This window comes from Streptococcus sp. 3109 (genome assembly GCF_013276905.1).
Taxonomy (GTDB): domain Bacteria; phylum Bacillota; class Bacilli; order Lactobacillales; family Streptococcaceae; genus Streptococcus.
On the sequence record NZ_VMLY01000007.1, the window covers coordinates 135,212 to 154,384 of the forward strand.

Below are 19,173 nucleotides of genomic sequence, written 5' to 3' on the forward strand. Positions count from 1 at the left end.
ACGAATAGATAAGTATGATTGATATTTATTTTTTTCTTGTCGGGAGTATTCTCGCTTCCTTTCTTGGTTTGGTTATTGACCGTTTTCCAGAGCAATCTATTATCCAACCTGCTAGTCACTGCGATTCCTGTCAGACTCGCTTGCGTCCCTTAGATTTGATTCCGATTCTCTCGCAGGTCTTCAATCGCTTTCGCTGTCGCTACTGCAAGGCTCGCTATCCAGTCTGGTATGCCCTCTTTGAATTAGTCTTAGGACTCATATTTCTGCTTTACTCTTGGGAATTACTTTCCTTGAGTCAAGTCGTCCTAATCACTGCTGGTTTGACCTTGGGTATCTACGACTTTCGCCATCAGGAATATCCCTTACTGGTCTGGATGACTTTCCACCTAATCCTCATGGCTTCCACTGGCTGGAATCTGGTCATGGTCTTCTTCCTTGCTCTTGGCTTTTTGGCTCATTTTATCGATATTCGTATGGGCGCAGGTGATTTTCTCTTTTTAGCTTCTTGTGCTCTCGTCTTTAGCGTAACGGAGTTACTGATCTTGATTCAGTTTGCTTCTGCTACGGGGATTCTAGTCTTTCTCCTGAAAAAGAAAAAGGAAAGACTTCCTTTCGTGCCTTTCCTCTTACTCGCTACTTGTGTGATTATTTTTGGTAAGCTACTGCTTGTTTGATAAAGTCCTGAATTGGCTCTCCTTGGTGGAGAGCTTTTACAATTTTCGAACCGACGATAACGCCATCTGACACCGCATTGAAACGTTCTACATCAGCTTGACTAGATACGCCAAATCCTGTCAAGACTGGGATATCGGCCACTTGATGAAGTTGTGCCAAGTGCTTGTCCAAATCTGCGCGGTAATTGCCTGACTTCCCTGTCACTCCATTGATGGCAACGGCATAGACAAAACCTTCTGCTCCCTTGATCAACTCTTTTTGACGCTCAATCCCTGTTGTCAAACTAACTAGGGGAATCAAAGCGATGTCTGTATCTGCCAAATAAGGCTCCACAAAATTGGCATGCTCATGAGGAAGGTCTGGAATGATCAAGCCCTTAACCGCTGTATCTGCCAAATCTTTGACAAAGTTCTCCACACCGTACTGAAAGAGAGGGTTGAAGTAGGTCATGATGACAAGTGGAACCTCTGTTTCAATGGTTTTCAAGGTTTCAACCAAAGCCTGGGTAGAGGTCCCGTGGGCTAAACTGCGCAAGCCTGCTTCTTCGATAACAGGTCCATCTGCAACAGGGTCTGAAAAGGGAATACCAACTTCAATAGCCGAAACACCCAAATCTTCTAAAAAGTGAATTGTTTCAGAAAGACCGTCCAAACCTTTTTCGTGGTCACCAGCCATGATATAGGGAACGAAAATTCCTTTTCCAGCTGCTTTAATAGCGTTCAATTTTTCTGTTAGTGTCTTAGGCATAAGTTTCTCCCTTCTTTACTGCATCTGCTTCCAAGCGGTCTTTGACTTGAACCACATCCTTGTCCCCACGACCTGATAGACAGACAATCATAGACTTTTCTGGTCCAAGTTCTTTGGCCAATTTCACTGCAAAAGCGATAGCATGGCTAGATTCCAAGGCTGGGATAATCCCTTCCACACGAGACAAGAGTTGGAATCCTTCCAAGGCTTCCTCGTCTGTCACAGGGACATAGCTGGCACGTTTAATATCGTGGTAGTGAGAATGTTCTGGACCGATACCAGGATAGTCCAAACCTGCTGAGATAGAGAAGGCTTCAAGAATTTGACCATGGGCATCTTGGAGCACATCCATGAGAGAACCGTGAAGGACACCCGGACGACCCTTGGTCAAGGTAGCTGCATGGTGCTCCGTATCCACACCAAGTCCTGCTGCTTCAGCTCCATACATAGCTACTGACTCATCTTCTACAAATGGATGGAAAAGACCGATAGCGTTAGAACCACCACCAACACAGGCTACTAGGGCATCTGGCAGATTTTTACCTGTCAAGTCACGGTACTGTTGTTTAGCCTCTCGACCGATGACACTTTGGAAGTCACGAACGATTTCTGGGAAAGGATGAGGCCCCAAGGCAGAACCAAGGATATAGTGGGTATCATCGATATTAGCTACCCATGAACGAAGAGCTGCATTGACCGCATCCTTGAGCACGCGCGAACCATCTGTCACTGCCTCAACCTTAGCTCCCAAAAGCTCCATACGGAAGACATTGAGGGCTTGGCGTTTGACATCCTCCTCACCCATGTAGATAGTACATTCCATGTTAAAGAGGGCTGCAGCAGTTGCAGTTGCCACACCGTGCTGACCAGCACCTGTTTCAGCGATAATTTTCTTTTTACCCATGCGTTTAGCCAGAAGAACTTGTCCCAAGGCATTGTTAATCTTGTGGGCCCCTGTATGGTTAAGGTCTTCACGTTTAAGATAAATCTTGGCTCCGCCGATATGCTGGGTCAAGTTTTTTGCGTAGTAAAGGGGAGTTTCGCGTCCCACATACTGGCGTAAGAGTTGGTTTAATTCCTCTTGGAAACTTGGGTCTGCCTGACTTTCACGGTAAGCCTTCTCCAACTCCAAAACTGCTGTCATCAATGTTTCTGGGACAAAACGTCCACCGAATTTTCCGTAAAATCCATCTTTATTTGGTTCTTGATATGCCATTCTTTACCCTCTCTATAAATCTTCTAATCTTTTCATGATCTTTTTGTCCGTCTGTCTCCACTCCGCTCGATACATCGACTGCATAGGGAGTAAAGTGTTGAATTGCTTTTACTACATTGTCTTCATTAAGCCCACCTGCGATAAAGAAAGGCTGAGTTAGTCCAATCGTATCCAGTTGAGCCCAGTCAAAGGTCTGACCACTCCCAGCCACAGGGGCATCAAAGAGTAGATAGTCTGCCTGAGAATTGGGCACATGACCCTCTCCATCCACCTGCACAGCCTGGATACTGGCACAAGGCAAATTCTCAAACAAATCATCTGCCACCTGACCGTGAACTTGAACCAAGTCCAAACCAACTTTTTCAATCGCTTCTAGCAGTTCTGCCCGACTTGGTGAAACAAATACACCAACCTTTTTGACATCCGCATGAATAAGCTTTGCCAGCTCAGCAGCCTGATCCAAGGTCACCTGTCTTTTACTAGGTGCAAAGACAAAACCGATGTAGTCGGCTCCTGCTGAAACGGCTGTTTCCACCGCTTCTTTGGTCGATAGTCCACAAATTTTAACCTTTGTCAATCTGCAACTCCTTGATTCTCTGGGCTACATCTTCTGCCTGCATGAGAGCTGTCCCAACTAAAATTCCGTTAAAGGATGGTGCTACTCGTCCCGCATCCTGCCCTGTGAAAATAGCAGATTCAGAAATGTACAAGCAATCATCTTTGAAATGTTTAGCCAAATCTACACTGGTCTGCAAGTCAACTTCAAAGGTAGTCAAATTGCGGTTATTAACACCAATAATCTCCGCACCAAGTCTGTGAGCTACCTCTAGTTCAGCTAGATTGTGAGTTTCCACCAAGACTTCCAGACCAAGCTCTGTCGCATAGTCATAAAGTTCCTTGAGGCGTTCTTCGGACAAGGCTGCCACGATGAGCAAGATGACTGTCGCACCTGCATTGCGAGCTCGGATGATTTGTTTTTCATCGATAATAAAGTCCTTGTTAAGCGTCGGAATCTGTACCTGACTGGAAATCTCCCGTAGATAATCCAAATGTCCTTTAAAGAAAACTTCATCTGTCAGAACAGAAATCATCACTGCTCCGTTTGCTTCATAAGTCTGGGCCTGTTGCACAATATCCACATCGAGATTGATATCTCCCAGACTAGGGCTAGCCTTCTTGACCTCAGCGATTACCTGCAAGCGGTCCTGATGATTCTTCAAAAATTCTGCCAAGCGATAGGTCTGGCGCAGGGGCTGGATTTCCTCCAGCTCCATCTGCTCCACCTCACGTGCCTTCTGCTCTAAGATTCGTGCTAAAAATTCCTGACTCATTTTTGATACTCCTGTAACAGTCTGAGTTTTTCAAGGGCCCTGCCACTAGCAATGACTTGGCGGGCCAAGGCAACTCCATCCTTGATATTATCTACCTTACCATTAGCATAGAAACCAAGACCAGCATTTAAGACTGTCGTTTCCAAAAATGGACTTGGTTCATTTTTAAGAACGCTAAGCAAAATTTCTGCATTTTCCTGAGCATTCCCTCCACGAATGTCTTCGATAGCGTAGCCTTCCATTCCCAAATCCTCTGGAGTAAAGCTTGACAAGGTGATTTCGCCATTTTCAAGAAGAGCAATATTGGTTGTTCCATTCAAACCAGCTTCATCCAAACCTTCTGGTCCAGCAACCACGATGGCACGTTTGCGACCCATATTTTTCAAAACCTGAGCTGTACTTTCTAGAAGTTCTGGACGGCTAATTCCAAGAAGCTGTGTTTCCAAAGCCATTGGATGAATCAGGGGACCAGTCAAGTTCATAATCGTTGGAATTCCTAGTTCCAAACGAGCTGGCATGATGTATTTCATAGCTGGGTGCATATTTTTAGCAAAGAGAAAGACGATTCCAGTTTTATCAAAGACCTTACCTAGTTCAGCTGGTTTGAGGTCTAGGTTGATGCCCAAAGCTTCGAGGACATCTGCAGAACCAGATTTAGAAGAAATCGAGCGGTTGCCGTGCTTGGCCATGTGAACACCGCCACCAGCCAAGACAAAGGCTGCAGTTGTGGAAATATTAAAACTGAAAGACTTGTCTCCACCTGTACCACAGTTGTCCATGGCATCATGAATCTCAGTTGGAATATGTTGGGCATGCCCTCTCATGACTTGGGCAATGGCTGTGCGTTCTTCAGGTGTTTCCCCCTTCATCTTAAGAGCCAAAAGGAGAGAAGCAATCTGCGCCTCTGTTACACGCCCAGTTACGATACGCTCAATGACATCCGTCATTTCCACACCTGATAAATTTTCAAATTTTGCTAGTTTTTCAATAATCTCTTTCATCCTAGTTTCCTCACTTTACAACCTTCTCGATAAAATTCCGAATAGAAGACAAGCCATCTGGCGTTCCGATACTCTCTGGATGGTACTGGAAGCCATAAATCGGTAGGTTTTTATGTTGAATCCCCATGATAGCTTGGTCATCAGTCGAACGAGCTGTCACTTCAAAGTCTTCTGGCATTTCTTCAATCAAAATACTGTGGTAACGCATGACTGCACGGCCATCCTCAATGCCTTGATACAAAACAGATGGCGCTTCAAAGCTGATGTTGCTCTGTTTCCCATGCATGACTTTTGGAGCCAAACCTAACTTACCACCAAAGACTTCTGCAATGGCTTGGTGGCCCAAACAAATCCCAAGAATCGGCTTCTTGCCAGCAAAGTCACGAATCATATCTTCCATATTTCCAGCATCAACTGGCCAACCTGGGCCGGGCGAAAAGACCAGACCATCTGCTTTTTCAGCTTCTTCATACAGCTTGGGATCATCATTTCTCAAGACCTGTACTTCTGCAAAATTCCCAATGTACTGGGCCAAGTTATAGGTAAAAGAATCATAGTTGTCAATCAATAAAATCATGGTCTTAGTTCTCCAATTCTAGTCATAGATTTTGCTTTGTTAATGGTTTCTTGGTATTCGTTTTGGGCGATGGAGTCGTAGACAATCCCTGCCCCAGCCTGCACATAGGCTGTTTGATTTTTGAGAATCATGGTTCGGATGGCAATGGCGAAATCCATATCACCCGTCGCAGACAAGTAGCCAATTGCTCCTGCATATACTCCCCGCTTTTCTGTTTCCAGTTCATAGATGCGTCTCATCGCTCGAATCTTTGGTGCTCCTGAAACGGTTCCAGCAGGAAGTGTTGATTTCAAGGCATCCATGGCAGTGAGTTCTGGAAGTAAACGCCCCTTGACCACGCTGGTCAAATGCATAACATAACGGAAGAGCTCCACTTCCATATATTTGGTAACTTGAACACTTGCCGTTTCAGAGATGCGACCGATATCATTGCGTCCCAAGTCTACCAACATCCGATGTTCTGCTGTTTCCTTCTCATCCGAAAGTAGGTCTGTCGCCAAATCCTTGTCTTCTTCATCCGTAGCTCCTCTTGGTCGCGTACCTGCAATCGGATTGGTTGTCACGATGCCATTTTTGACAGAAACCAAACTTTCTGGACTAGCTCCGATGATTTGATAATCACCAAAATCATAGAAATAAAGATAATTAGAAGGATTAGTCACGCGAAGATTTCTATAGAAGTCAAATGGATTTCCAGTAACCTCTGCTGAGAAGCGTTGACTAAGCACGCATTGGAACATATCTCCATTACGAATCAAGTCACGAGCGGTTTCCACCATTTCCTCAAACTTCTGAGGAGCGATATGTGGTTTGAAGTCCAGAGGAGATAGATCCAAGTCTTCAAATTCATTTGGAGCAGGAATACGTAATTCCTCAAGCACTTGGTTCAAGGCTTCTTCCAAGGCTTCTTGACTACGCTCGCTATAAAGAGCATCCTCGATGACATGGATTTTTTCCTTCTTGTGGTCAAAAACAATGTAACTCTCATAAACGAAGAAATGCATGTCTGGCGTTCCAATTGTATCTTCAGGAATTTGACCAATTTCTTCATAAAGCGAAATCATATCGTAACCAACAAAACCAATTGCCCCACCACCAAAAGGTAGATCTGAATGGTGCTGGCTCTTATGAGTCACTTCATAAAGGAAATCCAAAGAATCCCGATCAATCACTTGACCATTTTGATAAAGGACTCCATTTTCAAACTTAATCTCAAAAACAGGATTATAGGCTAGGATAGAAAAACGAGCTGTTTCCTTGTCTCTCGGAATACTTTCTAAGATAACCTTGTGTTGCCCCTTTAGGCGCATATAAGCCAAGATTGGTGATAAGACATCTCCATGAATGATTCGTTCCATTGTAATTTCCCTTTCAATTCTTTTCTTTATAGACTTTTAGTCTTAATTTATTATCTTTTTCTATTTCCCTTAAATAGTGCGGACGGGAGGTAAAATTATCCAGTGGATGATTTTAGAAATCCATGAAATAAAAGACCTAATTTTTGAGCTCCTAGCTCATTCATTTCTAGGCTCGGGCTAAAATAGTTCCCCGAACTATTTTACTCTCAAAAATTCCGTCCTAGAGAAGCATATTTGCTTCTCTAGGATACCACTATGGCGGGAAATATCTTTTAAAAGCTCACTTCGTTCGCAAATTTTTTGTAGCAATCTATTTAATAATGAACAACAATTTAAAACTAAACAGCTGAACCTATAATAGACATATAAAAATCCCCACGCAAAATAACTTGCGTGAGGACGAAATTCGCGGTGCCACCTCAATTATAGGATTTCTCCTATCTCTCATTCCTGTCTCAGAAAATCCTGTAACAGGCTGTGCGATAAAGGGCACTCCCTTGAGAATTATGTTTTTTTCTCTTGTTTCAGATGGACCCAACCTTACAGTTTTCTCTGCTTGTTTCCAGCAACCACAAGCTCTCTGTGAGAGAAAGGACTGTAATTTTTCCATCTTTTATTTTTTAGCTTCTAGGTAGTCTGCAATCGCAGCTACGTCCTTGTCTCCACGACCAGAGACATTGATGATGATAATGTCGTCTTTACTTAGTTTCGGTGCACGTTTAACTGCTTCTGCGATGGCATGCGAACTTTCAATCGCTGGGATAATTCCTTCTGTCTTGCTGAGGAGGAGCAAGGCTTGAACAGCTTCTTCGTCTGTCGCAGCGACATATTCCACGCGACCTGAATCTTTAAAGTAAGCGTGTTCTGGGCCAACCCCTGGATAGTCCAAACCAGCTGAGATAGAGTAAACTGGAGCCAGCTCTCCATCTTCCTTAAAGACTGCATAGGTCTTCATACCGTCGACAATTCCGATACTACCTTTTGTCATAGTAGCTGCGTGCTTGTCTGTATCAAGTCCATGACCAGCAGCTTCGACCCCAACCAATTTGACTTCTTCATCAGCCACATACTGCGAAAAAGCACCGATAGCATTGGAACCACCACCTACACAGGCAATAACGTAATCTGGCAAGCGTCCTTCTTTTTCTAAGATTTGACGACGAGATTCTTCACTGATGATCTTTTGGAATTCATGAACAATTGTAGGATAAGGATGAGGGCCTACAGCAGATCCCAAAACGTAGAAGGCTTCAAGGTCATTCATCCATGCTCCAAAGGCTGCATCAACCGCATCCTTAAGGGTACGCGTTCCAGTTTCAACTGCGTGAACAGTTGCTCCCATCATCTCCATACGGAAAACATTGAGACGTTGACGCTCCACATCCTCTGCCCCCATGTAGACATCACAGGCCATGCCAAACTTGGCTGCAGCCGCTGCTGTCGCAACACCGTGTTGACCAGCTCCTGTTTCTGCGATAACACGTTTTTTGCCCATACGTTTAGCCAAAAGAATTTGTCCTAAAACGTTATTAAGCTTGTGAGAACCCAGATGGTTAAGATCTTCGCGCTTGAGATAAATCTTAGCCCCACCTAAGTGATCTGTCAAACTTTCTGCAAAATAAAGCGGTGTTTCCCGACCTGAATAATCCTTCAAGTAATGGCGAAACTCTGCCAAAAACTCTGGATCATCCTTGTACTTGTCAAATGTCACTTCCAACTCATCCAACAAAGCCTGAATTGGCTCCGGTACAAAACTACCACCAAATTGTCCAAAATAACCTTTAGTTGTCATAAAATTTTTCCTCTTTCAGTATTGATTTCAAGATATGAAAAAAGCCCACACACAGATTGAATTCTGTGTGAGGGCGTTGGTAACGCGGTGCCACCTCAATTATAAAGGGAGTATTCCCCTTTACATCTCTACCTTGTCTAACAACAAGTTGCACTGTAAGGTGTGCGCACCGAATTTTCATTGTTTCAAATTCATTTTTAAAATCAGCCCACTTTCACTACTTCCAACCACCTGTTCACAATCACCACAGGCTCCCTGAAGATCAAAGATAGTTACTTTTCTGATTTGTTGAGTTTATTTTAATACTTTGTTTTTTCTTTGTCAAGACTTTTTTACAATTTTTTTGATAAAGTTAGCACTTTTTCAGAAACTGTTTTGAAAGTCTCAATGATATAGTCCACTTCTTCATCACTTAATTTAGTGTGAAGAGGGAGCGTAATTTCATTTTCAAAGAAGGCATAGGCCTTGGGATAATTCGCCATATCAAAGCCAAGATTCTTATAGGCTGTCAAGAGCGGAAGCGGTTTGTAGTGGACATTGCTTGCAATTCCTGCTTTAGCCAATTCTTGGATGATAAGATTGCGTTCTTCTAAACTCGCTCCTTCTACATGGGTGATGTAGAGGTGACGTGAAGATTCGACAGTTTCAGTCTTGTGTGCCAAAGGATGGATGCGAGAACCTGCAAAACCACGATCATAGAGGTCCACAATGTCCTTACGACGTTCTAGCAAACCAGAGTAACGATCCAATTGTACCAAACCAAGTGACGCCATGATATCGGTCATATTGCACTTGTAGGCTGGTGTGACGATATCATATTCCCATGATCCCAGTTGCATCTTAGCAAGGGCATCCTTAGTTTGCCCGTGAAGCGACAGAATCTGGAATTCCTTGTACATCTCTTCGTCGTCAATCGCTGGATTGGCTTTCCAAGTGGCACTTCCACCCTCTGCCGTTGTAAAATTCTTAACGGCATGGAATGAGAAGGAGGTAAAGTCAGCAATAGAACCAGCTGGTTGCCCTTTATAAGTAGATCCCAAAGCGTGGGCACTATCAGAGACAATCACAATACGGTTAAAGGCCTTTTGCCACTTGCTTGAAGCGGTAAAGAGATCACGTTTTTTCTCCACAACTTGGAACAAACGGTCGTAGTCGCAAACAATCCCTGCGAGCTCTACTGGGATGATCACCTTAGTTTTCTCAGTGATAGCTTGCTCAAGCAGGTCATAGTCCATTTCAAACGTATCTGCTTGAATATCCACCATGACAGGGGTCGCTCCTACGTGAGTGATGACACTACATGAAGCTGTATAGGTCATGGCTGGAACGATAACCTCATCACCAGGTCCCACTTCAAGCACACGTAAAATCAACTCAAGAGCGGCAGTTGCAGAGTTAAGACAGACAGTCTTAGGCGTCTGTGTATATTGAGACAAGCGACGCTCTAGTTCTTTTGTCTTAGGACCTGTTGTGATCCAACCAGAACGAAGGGTATCCGCTACTTCAGCAATTTCTGCTTCTGTAATATCGGGTGGTGAAAATGGAATATTGTAATTTGGCATTGATTTGCTCCTTTTATCTGTACTCATTTTCTCATGACTACTTTATTTTAGTACCTCAAACACGGTTTGAAACATGATTTTGATGTCTCCAAGGAAACTAAACTCTCGGAGATAGGCGAGGTTATAGCGCATCTTTTCAGGAAGGACATGTTCGACATAGGCCTGGTCAACTGACAGACCTTTCTCCGTCATTTGACTGATGATCGTGTCCTCATCCTTGTAGTTGATACTAGCTGGAGAGGTGATTCCTGCTGGCAAGAGCAAGGTCGCCATCATTTCAGGACTATACTGCTCCGTGTAGCGTGGCACCTCAGGTCGTGTCCCAACAAAGGACATCTCGCCTTTAAGGACATTCACTAGCTGAGGTAGTTCGTCCAAGCGCACACGGCGAATGAAATTTCCCACTTTGGTAATACGGCTATCGTTAGCAGAAGTCACTAGACTTCCTTTTTTATCCGCATCCGTTACCATAGTACGGAACTTCCAAATCTTGAACGAACGGTTGTACTGGGTCACGCGCTCTTGCTTGTAAATGACAGGTCCCTTGCTATCCAACTTGATCCAAATGCTCAAGATAAGAAAGATGGGAGAAGTCAAAATCAGTAAAACCAAGGCCAGAACCCAGTCCAGACAACGCTTGAAGATCAGCGAACCTTTCCTTTTAGAGACAAGCTGGTAGTAAGACTCAACCTCGCTTGATTGCATTTCCACGGGCAAGTCTTCCCATTTCAGCATGCTGTTTCTCCTTTGTTTTTATTATACTATTTGTCAACATTTTTCATTATACCACAAAATGGAAAAGGCGGTGAAAGAAATCTGTAATTTGAAGGATTTCCTTCTTATGCTCAATGAAAATCAACGAGTATTAGGACATGGCCCCTGCCTGCAAGCTATACATCTTGTGGTAGGTTCCACCCAAGGCCAAAAGTTCCTCATGGGTTCCGCTCTCGATGATGTGCCCCTTGTCCAAAACATAGATACAGTTGGCGTCTTGGATGGTAGAAAGGCGGTGGGCAATGGCAATGGTTGTCCGTCCCTGTCTCATCTTAGCCAGCGATGCTTGAACCAAACTTTCTGTTTCAGAGTCAATATTAGCTGTCGCTTCATCCAAAATCAGGATTTTAGGCTGACTGGCGACTGTTCTGGCAAAGGCAAGAAGCTGACGCTGACCTGTTGAAAAACTGGAGCCACGCTCAGAAACAGGGGAATCATAACCCTGAGGGAGTTCTTGAATAAAGGAATCTGCGTCGACAAAGGTAGCTGCAGCCTGGACCTGCTCATCACTGATTTCTTGGTACATGGCGATATTGGACTTAATGGTTCCATGATAGAGGAAGGGTTCCTGCAAGACCAGACCGATGTTTTTTCTCAACTCTTCCTGACTGTAGTTCCTGATATCCACATCATCCAAGAGAACTCTCCCTGATTGAAATTCATAAAAGCGCATGAGGACATTGATAATCGAAGATTTCCCAGAACCTGTATGACCCACAAAGGCAATGGTTTCACCCTTGTTAACGGAGAAGGAAATGTCATCCAGAATCGGATGTTTTCCATCATAAGAGAAACATACATGTTCAAACCGGATATTGCCTTCTTTGATCTCGGCCTGTCCATTTTCTTGAAGAGGCTCATAGGTCCTCTCGTCAATCAAGGCAAAGACACGACCTGCAGAAACCATAGACGTTTGCAAGGTTGAAAAGTTTTGCGTCACCTCAATCAGGGGGTCAAAGAGACGATTAATATACTGGATAAAAGCATACATGGTCCCGGCCGTTATCCCGATAGAAAGACCACGATAGCCAAAGTAGGCCATCAAGACAGCATATCCTAGGAGTTTCAGTAAACTCATGGCAGGGCGCAAAAAGAGGGCATCCAAGGCTACAGAACGGTAGGCATAGACCAAGTGTTCTTGGTTGATCTCATCAAATTCTGCCTGCAGGCGCTTCTCTTGATTAAAGGCCTGGATTATTCTGATTCCCTCGATGTTTTCAGCCAGCTTGCTGTTGATATCTGACAAGAGACTTCTGGTTTTCTCAATGATTTTCACTGATTTTTTCCGATAGAGATTGACCAAAAGGAAAATCAAGGGGAGAAAGAGCAAGACTAATGCTGTCAAACGAAAATCCAACACCAACATGGTATAAAGAGTTGTCAGAAAGATGAAAACTGCTGAGATAAAGCTAGATAAAATCCCCGAAAACATATCACTGATGGTCTCGGTGTCATTTGTCAAACGAGAGACAATGGAGCCTGCTGGCGTCTTGTCAAAATAAGACATGCCCAGCTTCTCCATATTGGCAAAGGCATCGCTACGAATATCCCTAACAATACTGTAAGACACGCGCGCAAAGAGAAGATTGCCGACATACTGGACCAGAGTTTGTAGGATATAAAGGCCATAGTAGGCCAGCAAAACGGTCACGGCGAGGTGGTTGAGATTGCTGAGATACTGGTCGATAAAGTGGGAAGCCACAAGGGGAATGACACTTTTGATGACCGTAGTCGCTAGGAGAAAACTGAGTGCCAAAAAGGTAAGGAGTCCATAAGGCTTGAGATAGGACATCAAGCGCTTCAATACAGCCCATTGTTCTTGTTTATTCTGCATCTTCTTCTCCTTTCATTTCCAACTGCTGAGACTGGTAGGTTTGGGCATACCAGCCATCTAGGGCTAGCAAGTCTTTGTGCGTACCACGTTCGATAATTTGACCATTTTGCAGAACCAATATCAGATCTGCATGAACAACTGCACTGAGGCGATGGGCAGTGATAATGGTTGTTTTGTCCTTTCGCGTCTCCTTGAGGTTGTCGATGATGGCATACTCTGTCTTGGCATCCACGGCGGACAAAGAATCATCCAAAATCAAAATGTCAGGGTCTAAAATCATAGCTCGACTCATGGCCAGACGCTGCTTTTGACCTCCAGAAAGACTGACTCCTTTTTCACCAATCAACGTATCAAATCCCTGAGGCATGGCTACAATGTCTTGGTAAACTTGGGCTAGCTTCGTCGCCTCCTCGACTGCTGAAAGGGACAAGTTAGGATTGCCAAAGCGGATATTGTCTAAGATAGAAGTCGCAAAGAGAAACTGATCCTGAGGAACATAGCCCATAAGACTACGAAGAACTGTCAGACGATAGTCACGAATATCGTGGCCATTTAGATAAATGGCTCCCTTGTCCACATCATATTCACGCAAGAGAAGTTTGATCAAGGACGTTTTTCCAGAGCCTGTCTGACCAACCAAGCCCAGAGTTTGCCCTTTTTCCAAACTAAAGTGAATATCCGTCAGTGTTTCCTCATTTTCAAAGGCAAAGCTGTCAATAGCGTACTCCAAACGCCCATTTTCGATACCATCTAAAGGTAACTCAGGGTCTTGTACAGGTGATTCCTGATACAAAAGTTCCTCAATCCGCTGATAAGAAACCTTCCCTCGCTGAGTGATATTAAAGAGGAAACCAATAGCCATAAGAGGCCAGACCAACATATCCAAATAACTGATAAAGGTAACTAAATTCCCAACTGTAATCTGCCCTTCCTGAACCATCAAGGAGCCTACCAAGAGCGTTAAGACATAGGATGAACCAACAAACAAGAGAACCATAGGGTCAAAGAGACTATCGTATTTCATGGTTTGGAGGTTCTTTTGAAAGGTCAATTCATTGACTTCCTGAAAGGACTTCAACTCGTCCGCCTGATACCCAAAAGACTTGGTCACTTTAATACCTGATACAGACTCCTGCACCTTGTTATTGAGTTCGGAAAAGGCAGCTTGGGATTCGCCAAAGGCCTTGTGGGTCTTTCTCCCTAGACGACTGGTCGCATAAGCCATGAAAGGTAGAGGGAGAATGGCAACAAGAGTCATCTGCCATGAGATGCTAAAGAGCATGGTCAACAAAGTCACCAGAGCCGTGATAGAGGCATCCACCGCAGACATAACACCGCCGCCTGCCAGACGGGTTAAGGCATTGATATCGTTGGTTGCATGTGCCATCAGGTCCCCCGTCCGATAGGTCTGATAAAAGTCTGGAGACATTTTTGTGAAATGCTCAAATAAGCGAGAGCGCATAATCTGTCCCAAACGGTAGGAAGTCCCTAGAATATACATACGCCAAACATAGCGCAGATAGTACATCCCAAAGGCCGCAAGCAGCAGGTAAAATAGGTCAAGAAGGAGGGCCTGCTGGGTTAATTGCCCCGATGTGATGGCATCAATCACCCGCCCCATGACCATGGGAGGGATGAGATTGAGGACGGAAACTAAGACCAAGGCCACAATTCCGACTAGATAACGGCGTTTTTCTAACTTGAAAAACCACCAAAGTTTTTGAATAATGGACATAAAATCCCTTTCTGATTGCAAATGGAAACCTGAGGCCAAGACCCCAGGTTTTTCTTATTCATAGGTTACAACTGTAACGGCACCCTTGTCATATTCAGCGATAAAGATATTGGCAACATTGTCATGCCCTTGCTTGCTGAGATTATCAAGCAACCACTCTTCGCTACGACCAATCGATTCCAAAACATCAACTTGGATCACACCGTCAGTCACAACTGGATACTTAGGATTTTCATCTCCCATTTGGACCACGATGAGTTGGCCATTTTGCTCCTGCACAGCTCGTTTAACTTGCTTCATCTGGAAAATCCCTTGGCTACGAAGTTTGAGGGCTACATCCGCTGCAGACAAGCCAACTGAACGACAGGCTTCTGGGTCAATCTTTCCATTGTTGATAAGAAGAGTTGGTTTCCCATCAATCAAATGTTTCACAAAACGAACATTGTTATTGAGCCACTTGAGGGTCAAGACCAAAATCGTCCACATCATCAAAATCACTGCGTACTGGAGAATACTGATTGAACTATTGTAAATCACCCCACCGATGATACCACCAAGAACATAGTTCTGAATTTGGTCTGTCGCAGAGTTAGGTGCTAGGTTTCCTTTTCCTGTCACATTGATAACAAAAACAAGCGAGAAAAGCCCCAAGGCCAGTTTGATTAAAATTTCCATATAATTGAGTGTCATTTGTTTACCTCCACCAATTCAATAGCGTCTGTTTGATGCAATTCTAATTTCTCTAAAAGATACTTGTCTGGTTGGCTCCCGTTCATGGCGCGGTAGAAATTTGAACCTACCTTGACAAGCGCTCCATCAGTGGTTGCAGAAGTATTGACATAAACTTCTGATTTATCCACTCCCAAGTCTTTGGAAACAACCTCTATGAAATGAAGGGAAGTTTGAAATTGGTTGTTTGAGGCTTGATTGGTCTGGTATTTTGAAATCGTCACCAAAAGCATGGCTACCAAGGTCAAGGCCAAAATCATGACCAATTCCCGAAACTTAGTCCCCTTTTTATCTCGATAAGCCTTAAAAGCAAAAAATCCTGTGATAGCTAGGAGCACAATCCCAAAGCCAATCATGATGCCATTTTGCTGACTGATTTGGCTAAGTACATAGTCATATGAGTAAAATTTCATTTATTTTCACTCCCTTTCATAAAATCATTCTTCATTATAAACGAAAGAGAGTGATTTTTCAAGCCATACGTTGGGGAAATAGACTTATCAGACCAACTTCTCTAACTAATAACTCAAATACCTGTTTCAAGATTCTAATTTTGATAATTGATAAGAATAGACACTAGGAATTATCACTACAAAGAAAAGTGTCAAGAAGAATACCCAGTAAACATATAATTGCACAAAGGAATTTAGAATCAACAACAATCCTCCTAATACCCAAATTTTTCCAGCTAGGCGATGCGTTTTTCTCCAGTTTTCATCATTCTCCAAGGTCCACGGTAGTCGAATACCGATTATATAATTTCGGTGTGTTTTTGGTAGATAATTTCCAATTACGATCATCACGACTCCCATAAAAATCTGAGTTAGTAGCCCACTCATCATGGAATAACCCAAAGATTCTCCGAAGATAGAAATCATTGATAGACAAGATACAAAAGGAATAATCCAGTAAATCAAAACTTGTATTTTTGAACTGATATTGCTAGATTTAGGATCCTTAATCATTATAAATAGAAGCAACCAATGCATCAAAAGCATGAGAGTCGGTAATCCAAAGATAGCAGACATTTTATGATTGTAGCCATCTGCTTGACCCAGTAGATTAAAATGAGTGGGTATCTCCTCTGGTAATTGATTCCAGAAAACACAACCTACAAGGGAAGGTAGTAGGATGAGAATGCTCGTAAATAATACCAATTTCTTATTGATTTTTATCTTCATCAAAATGATCTCCTTTCAGATCTGCTAACCAAACCATTATATCCTCTAAAACCGATGTATTTAACTCATAATAAATAAAGTTTTTTTCTTTCATTTCATGAATCAAATCCGCTGCTTTCAAAATCGTGAGATGGTGTGAAATCGTTGCACTTGTCAACTCGAATTGACTTGCAATTTCTCCTGCAGATAATCTACCTGCTTTGAGTAAATTTAAAATCTCTCTCCTAACTGGATGAGATAAGGCTTTAAAACTATTTGCAAAACTCATAATGCCTCCTTTCCCTTTGTAATATTAGTAGGGCTAGGAATAAGCAAGGTAGAACGGATAGCATTCCGGTCGGTGATGGGCCTAAAATCAAGAGGCTTGAAACTTTTTCTCCTGGCAATTGAAAGAGTAACCCAATACCTGCAGTTGCATTGATTGCCCCATGAAATAGGGCAGAAGCCCAGATAGAACCTGTCTTTTCCAACAACCAGCTCAACAATATTCCTAGGCTAAAACAAGATAGAAACATAGCAACAACTCCCAAAACGGGATAAGCAAAATAAGTAAGGCCATAATTATATCCTTGCAAATTGATTGGTAAATGCCAAAGACTCCAAATGAGACCAAGCAAGACATGAGTCTGGACTAGTGAAAAGCGTTCTCTTAGCACTGGATAAAGATAGCCCCGCCAACCAATTTCCTCCCCCAATGCAAAGAAACTATTAAGAAAAGGAGCGTAGGTCAAACTAGCTAGGATTTGAATCAAAGCCAAGAAAGATAAGGGAATCGGTGATTGAAGGACTCCTTTTTCTTGTAAAATAGCTTGAATAGATTCAAAACCAAGGCTGAAATTGCTAGGAAATACAAGAAAATAAAGTCCTGCTCCTAAAAAACTGATAACTGCTGGTAACCAGATAGCTAGTAAGTAAAAGCGCCAGTTTCTCTTGAGATTCACGACTAATTTAGATTTGATTCCACTAGGCTGATTCGTGATTTTCCCTAAAATAAAGACTGCAAGTGCAGGCATCCACATGGCTACAATACTAGCAAGTTGACTCCATGAAGAGTTTAGACCAACACCACTTAACCATAGTGCCAACCATATTATCCAAGCAAGGGCATAAGCCAAGACCACAAAAAGAAGGATTGTTCTCTTATTTGACATATATGTAACTTCACTTTCTATTTAGATGTTTTTCTAAATAATATTATACACCTTTCTATTCTAAACACAAGAACTATTTAGATTTTTTTCTAAATAGTTTAGGGAATTTTTATTTTCTCAGGATAAAGTCTAAAGAGTAATTTTTCAAACCATACGTTGGGGAAATAAACCTTTTTTTGGTATAATAAAATCTATAATCTGAATGAAAAAGGTAACTTTATGAAACTCATCTCATGGAATATTGATTCCCTCAACGCAGCCCTAACTAGTGACTCAGCTCGCGCCAAATTGTCCCAAGAAGTCCTACAAACCTTGGTCGCTGAAAATGCTGATATCATCGCTATCCAAGAAACCAAACTTTCTGCCAAGGGTCCTACTAAAAAACATTTGGAAATTTTAGAAGAACTCTTCCCAGACTACGAAAACACGTGGCGCTCTTCTCAAGAGCCTGCCCGCAAAGGCTATGCTGGTACTATGTTCCTCTATAAGAAAGAACTCACACCCACTATCAGCTTCCCAGAAATCGGTGCCCCTTCTACCATGGACTTGGAAGGTCGTATCATCACTCTAGAATTTGATAAATTTTTCGTTACCCAAGTTTACACTCCAAACGCTGGCGACGGCCTCAAACGCTTGGAAGAACGTCAAGTCTGGGATGTCAAATATGCTGAATACTTGGCTGAACTAGACAAAGAAAAACCAGTCCTTGCGACTGGTGACTACAACGTAGCCCACAATGAGATCGACCTTGCAAATCCTGCTAGCAACCGCCGTTCACCAGGATTTACCGACGAGGAACGTGCTGGATTTACCAACCTTTTGGCAACTGGATTTACTGATACCTTCCGTCATGTTCACGGCGATGTCCCAGAACGTTACACTTGGTGGGCACAACGTAGCAAAACTTCTAAAATCAACAATACAGGCTGGAGAATCGACTACTGGCTCACAAGTAACCGCATCGCTGACAAGGTGACCAAGTCTGATATGATTGACTCAGGTGCTCGCCAAGACCATACACCCATTGTCATGGAGATTGAGCTCTAAGGAGAAAGCTAATGGACTATCAAGCTGTCATTCCTGAATTTGTAGTATCTGACCTCGAAAAGTCACGCCACTTCTACTGCGACTTGCTGGGATTTTCTGTCGAATACGAGCGTCCAGAGGAGAAATTTCTCTTCCTCTCGCTTGAAGACTGCCAACTTATGCTAGAAGAAGGCAGCGCAGAAGAATTAGCTCAGCTGACCTATCCTTTCGGGCGCGGTGTCAATATTTCCTTTGGCATTGCAGATGTTCCTCGACTCTATCAGAAAGTAATCGAGTCTAACTATCCTATTCATCGTCCTTTGACTAAAAGAGAATTTCGAGTTGGCGAACAATATATCTATCCTCATGAATTTGCAGTTTTGGATCCAGATGGCTATTTTTTAAGATTTAGCGAGTAGAAACATAAAGACTGAAGAAAAAGGCATATTGTCAAGTCTTGAAAAATCTTGATAATATGCCTTTT

20 protein-coding genes and 1 other annotated feature are annotated in these 19,173 nt (G+C 43.1%); of the genes, 3 read left to right on the top strand and 17 right to left on the bottom strand.

Annotation, left to right across the window (positions count from 1 at the left end; all coding sequences use genetic code 11):
* Positions 1-14 precede the first annotated feature (14 nt).
* Positions 15-674: an A24 family peptidase gene (locus HT698_RS04975; RefSeq protein WP_173219607.1), complete on the top strand. Its 660-nt coding sequence runs from the start codon at positions 15-17 to the stop codon at positions 672-674.
* Here HT698_RS04975 and trpA read toward each other — a convergent pair.
* The 17 genes from trpA to HT698_RS05060 all read right to left on the bottom strand — a co-directional run bounded on the left by trpA (position 646) and on the right by HT698_RS05060 (position 17,663).
* The gene (gene trpA / locus HT698_RS04980) at positions 646-1,422 is read right to left on the bottom strand and encodes a tryptophan synthase subunit alpha (RefSeq protein WP_173219610.1); all 777 of its coding nucleotides are present in this window, start codon (positions 1,420-1,422) and stop codon (positions 646-648) included. The two genes, HT698_RS04975 and trpA, sit on opposite strands and share 29 nt — an antisense overlap.
* On the bottom strand, positions 1,415-2,638 hold the full coding sequence (gene trpB, locus HT698_RS04985; protein WP_004256047.1) for a tryptophan synthase subunit beta: 1,224 nt from the start codon (positions 2,636-2,638) through the stop codon (positions 1,415-1,417). The genes trpA and trpB (HT698_RS04985) overlap by 8 nt, the downstream gene beginning before the upstream one ends.
* The gene (locus HT698_RS04990; RefSeq protein ID WP_173219613.1) at positions 2,616-3,215 is read right to left on the bottom strand and encodes a phosphoribosylanthranilate isomerase; all 600 of its coding nucleotides are present in this window, start codon (positions 3,213-3,215) and stop codon (positions 2,616-2,618) included. The genes trpB (HT698_RS04985) and HT698_RS04990 overlap by 23 nt, the downstream gene beginning before the upstream one ends.
* Entirely contained in the window at positions 3,202-3,969 is a 768-nt protein-coding gene (gene trpC / locus HT698_RS04995; RefSeq protein WP_164226071.1) for an indole-3-glycerol phosphate synthase TrpC, read from the bottom strand. Before trpC ends, HT698_RS04990 begins: the two co-directional genes overlap by 14 nt.
* Positions 3,966-4,970 carry an anthranilate phosphoribosyltransferase gene (trpD, locus tag HT698_RS05000; RefSeq protein ID WP_164226070.1) on the bottom strand — a complete coding sequence of 335 codons (1,005 nt, stop codon included), beginning with the start codon at positions 4,968-4,970 and terminating at the stop codon, positions 3,966-3,968. The genes trpC and trpD overlap by 4 nt, the downstream gene beginning before the upstream one ends.
* 10 nt (positions 4,971-4,980) lie before the next feature.
* The gene (locus tag HT698_RS05005) at positions 4,981-5,547 is read right to left on the bottom strand and encodes an aminodeoxychorismate/anthranilate synthase component II (protein ID WP_173219616.1); all 567 of its coding nucleotides are present in this window, start codon (positions 5,545-5,547) and stop codon (positions 4,981-4,983) included.
* Positions 5,544-6,905: an anthranilate synthase component I gene (gene trpE, locus HT698_RS05010; protein WP_166736606.1), complete on the bottom strand. Its 1,362-nt coding sequence runs from the start codon at positions 6,903-6,905 to the stop codon at positions 5,544-5,546. The genes HT698_RS05005 and trpE overlap by 4 nt, the downstream gene beginning before the upstream one ends.
* A 392-nt stretch (positions 6,906-7,297) precedes the next feature.
* Positions 7,298-7,522, bottom strand: a binding site (T-box leader).
* The gene (trpB, locus tag HT698_RS05015; RefSeq protein WP_000208437.1) at positions 7,519-8,697 is read right to left on the bottom strand and encodes a tryptophan synthase subunit beta; all 1,179 of its coding nucleotides are present in this window, start codon (positions 8,695-8,697) and stop codon (positions 7,519-7,521) included. Its footprint overlaps the feature before it by 4 nt.
* 332 nt (positions 8,698-9,029) lie before the next feature.
* Positions 9,030-10,259: a DegT/DnrJ/EryC1/StrS aminotransferase family protein gene (locus tag HT698_RS05020; RefSeq protein WP_166736605.1), complete on the bottom strand. Its 1,230-nt coding sequence runs from the start codon at positions 10,257-10,259 to the stop codon at positions 9,030-9,032.
* Positions 10,260-10,301: 42 nt separating this feature from the next.
* Positions 10,302-10,994, bottom strand: a complete 693-nt coding sequence (locus tag HT698_RS05025; protein WP_000922228.1) for a sugar transferase — start codon at positions 10,992-10,994, stop codon at positions 10,302-10,304.
* A gap of 130 nt (positions 10,995-11,124) precedes the next feature.
* A complete protein-coding gene (locus tag HT698_RS05030) occupies positions 11,125-12,867 on the bottom strand; it encodes an ABC transporter ATP-binding protein (RefSeq protein ID WP_173219619.1) in 1,743 nt (580 codons plus the stop codon).
* Positions 12,857-14,602: an ABC transporter transmembrane domain-containing protein gene (locus HT698_RS05035; RefSeq protein ID WP_173219622.1), complete on the bottom strand. Its 1,746-nt coding sequence runs from the start codon at positions 14,600-14,602 to the stop codon at positions 12,857-12,859. The genes HT698_RS05030 and HT698_RS05035 overlap by 11 nt, the downstream gene beginning before the upstream one ends.
* A 54-nt stretch (positions 14,603-14,656) precedes the next feature.
* Entirely contained in the window at positions 14,657-15,292 is a 636-nt protein-coding gene (locus HT698_RS05040) for a DUF421 domain-containing protein (RefSeq protein WP_173219625.1), read from the bottom strand.
* Complete coding sequence (locus HT698_RS05045) at positions 15,289-15,744, bottom strand: DUF3290 family protein (protein WP_173219628.1); 456 nt, start codon at positions 15,742-15,744, stop codon at positions 15,289-15,291. Before HT698_RS05045 ends, HT698_RS05040 begins: the two co-directional genes overlap by 4 nt.
* A gap of 126 nt (positions 15,745-15,870) precedes the next feature.
* Positions 15,871-16,512, bottom strand: coding sequence for an SdpI family protein (locus HT698_RS05050; protein ID WP_173219631.1), 642 nt, complete (start codon positions 16,510-16,512; stop codon positions 15,871-15,873).
* Positions 16,493-16,780 carry an autorepressor SdpR family transcription factor gene (locus tag HT698_RS05055; RefSeq protein WP_000006510.1) on the bottom strand — a complete coding sequence of 96 codons (288 nt, stop codon included), beginning with the start codon at positions 16,778-16,780 and terminating at the stop codon, positions 16,493-16,495. Before HT698_RS05055 ends, HT698_RS05050 begins: the two co-directional genes overlap by 20 nt.
* Complete coding sequence (locus tag HT698_RS05060; protein WP_173219634.1) at positions 16,764-17,663, bottom strand: type II CAAX endopeptidase family protein; 900 nt, start codon at positions 17,661-17,663, stop codon at positions 16,764-16,766. The genes HT698_RS05055 and HT698_RS05060 overlap by 17 nt, the downstream gene beginning before the upstream one ends.
* 219 nt (positions 17,664-17,882) lie before the next feature.
* Here HT698_RS05060 and HT698_RS05065 point away from each other — a divergent pair, with 219 nt between their 5' ends.
* The gene (locus HT698_RS05065) at positions 17,883-18,710 is read left to right on the top strand and encodes an exodeoxyribonuclease III (RefSeq protein ID WP_173219637.1); all 828 of its coding nucleotides are present in this window, start codon (positions 17,883-17,885) and stop codon (positions 18,708-18,710) included.
* A gap of 11 nt (positions 18,711-18,721) precedes the next feature.
* Positions 18,722-19,108 carry a VOC family protein gene (locus HT698_RS05070; protein WP_173219640.1) on the top strand — a complete coding sequence of 129 codons (387 nt, stop codon included), beginning with the start codon at positions 18,722-18,724 and terminating at the stop codon, positions 19,106-19,108.
* Positions 19,109-19,173 lie beyond the last annotated feature (65 nt).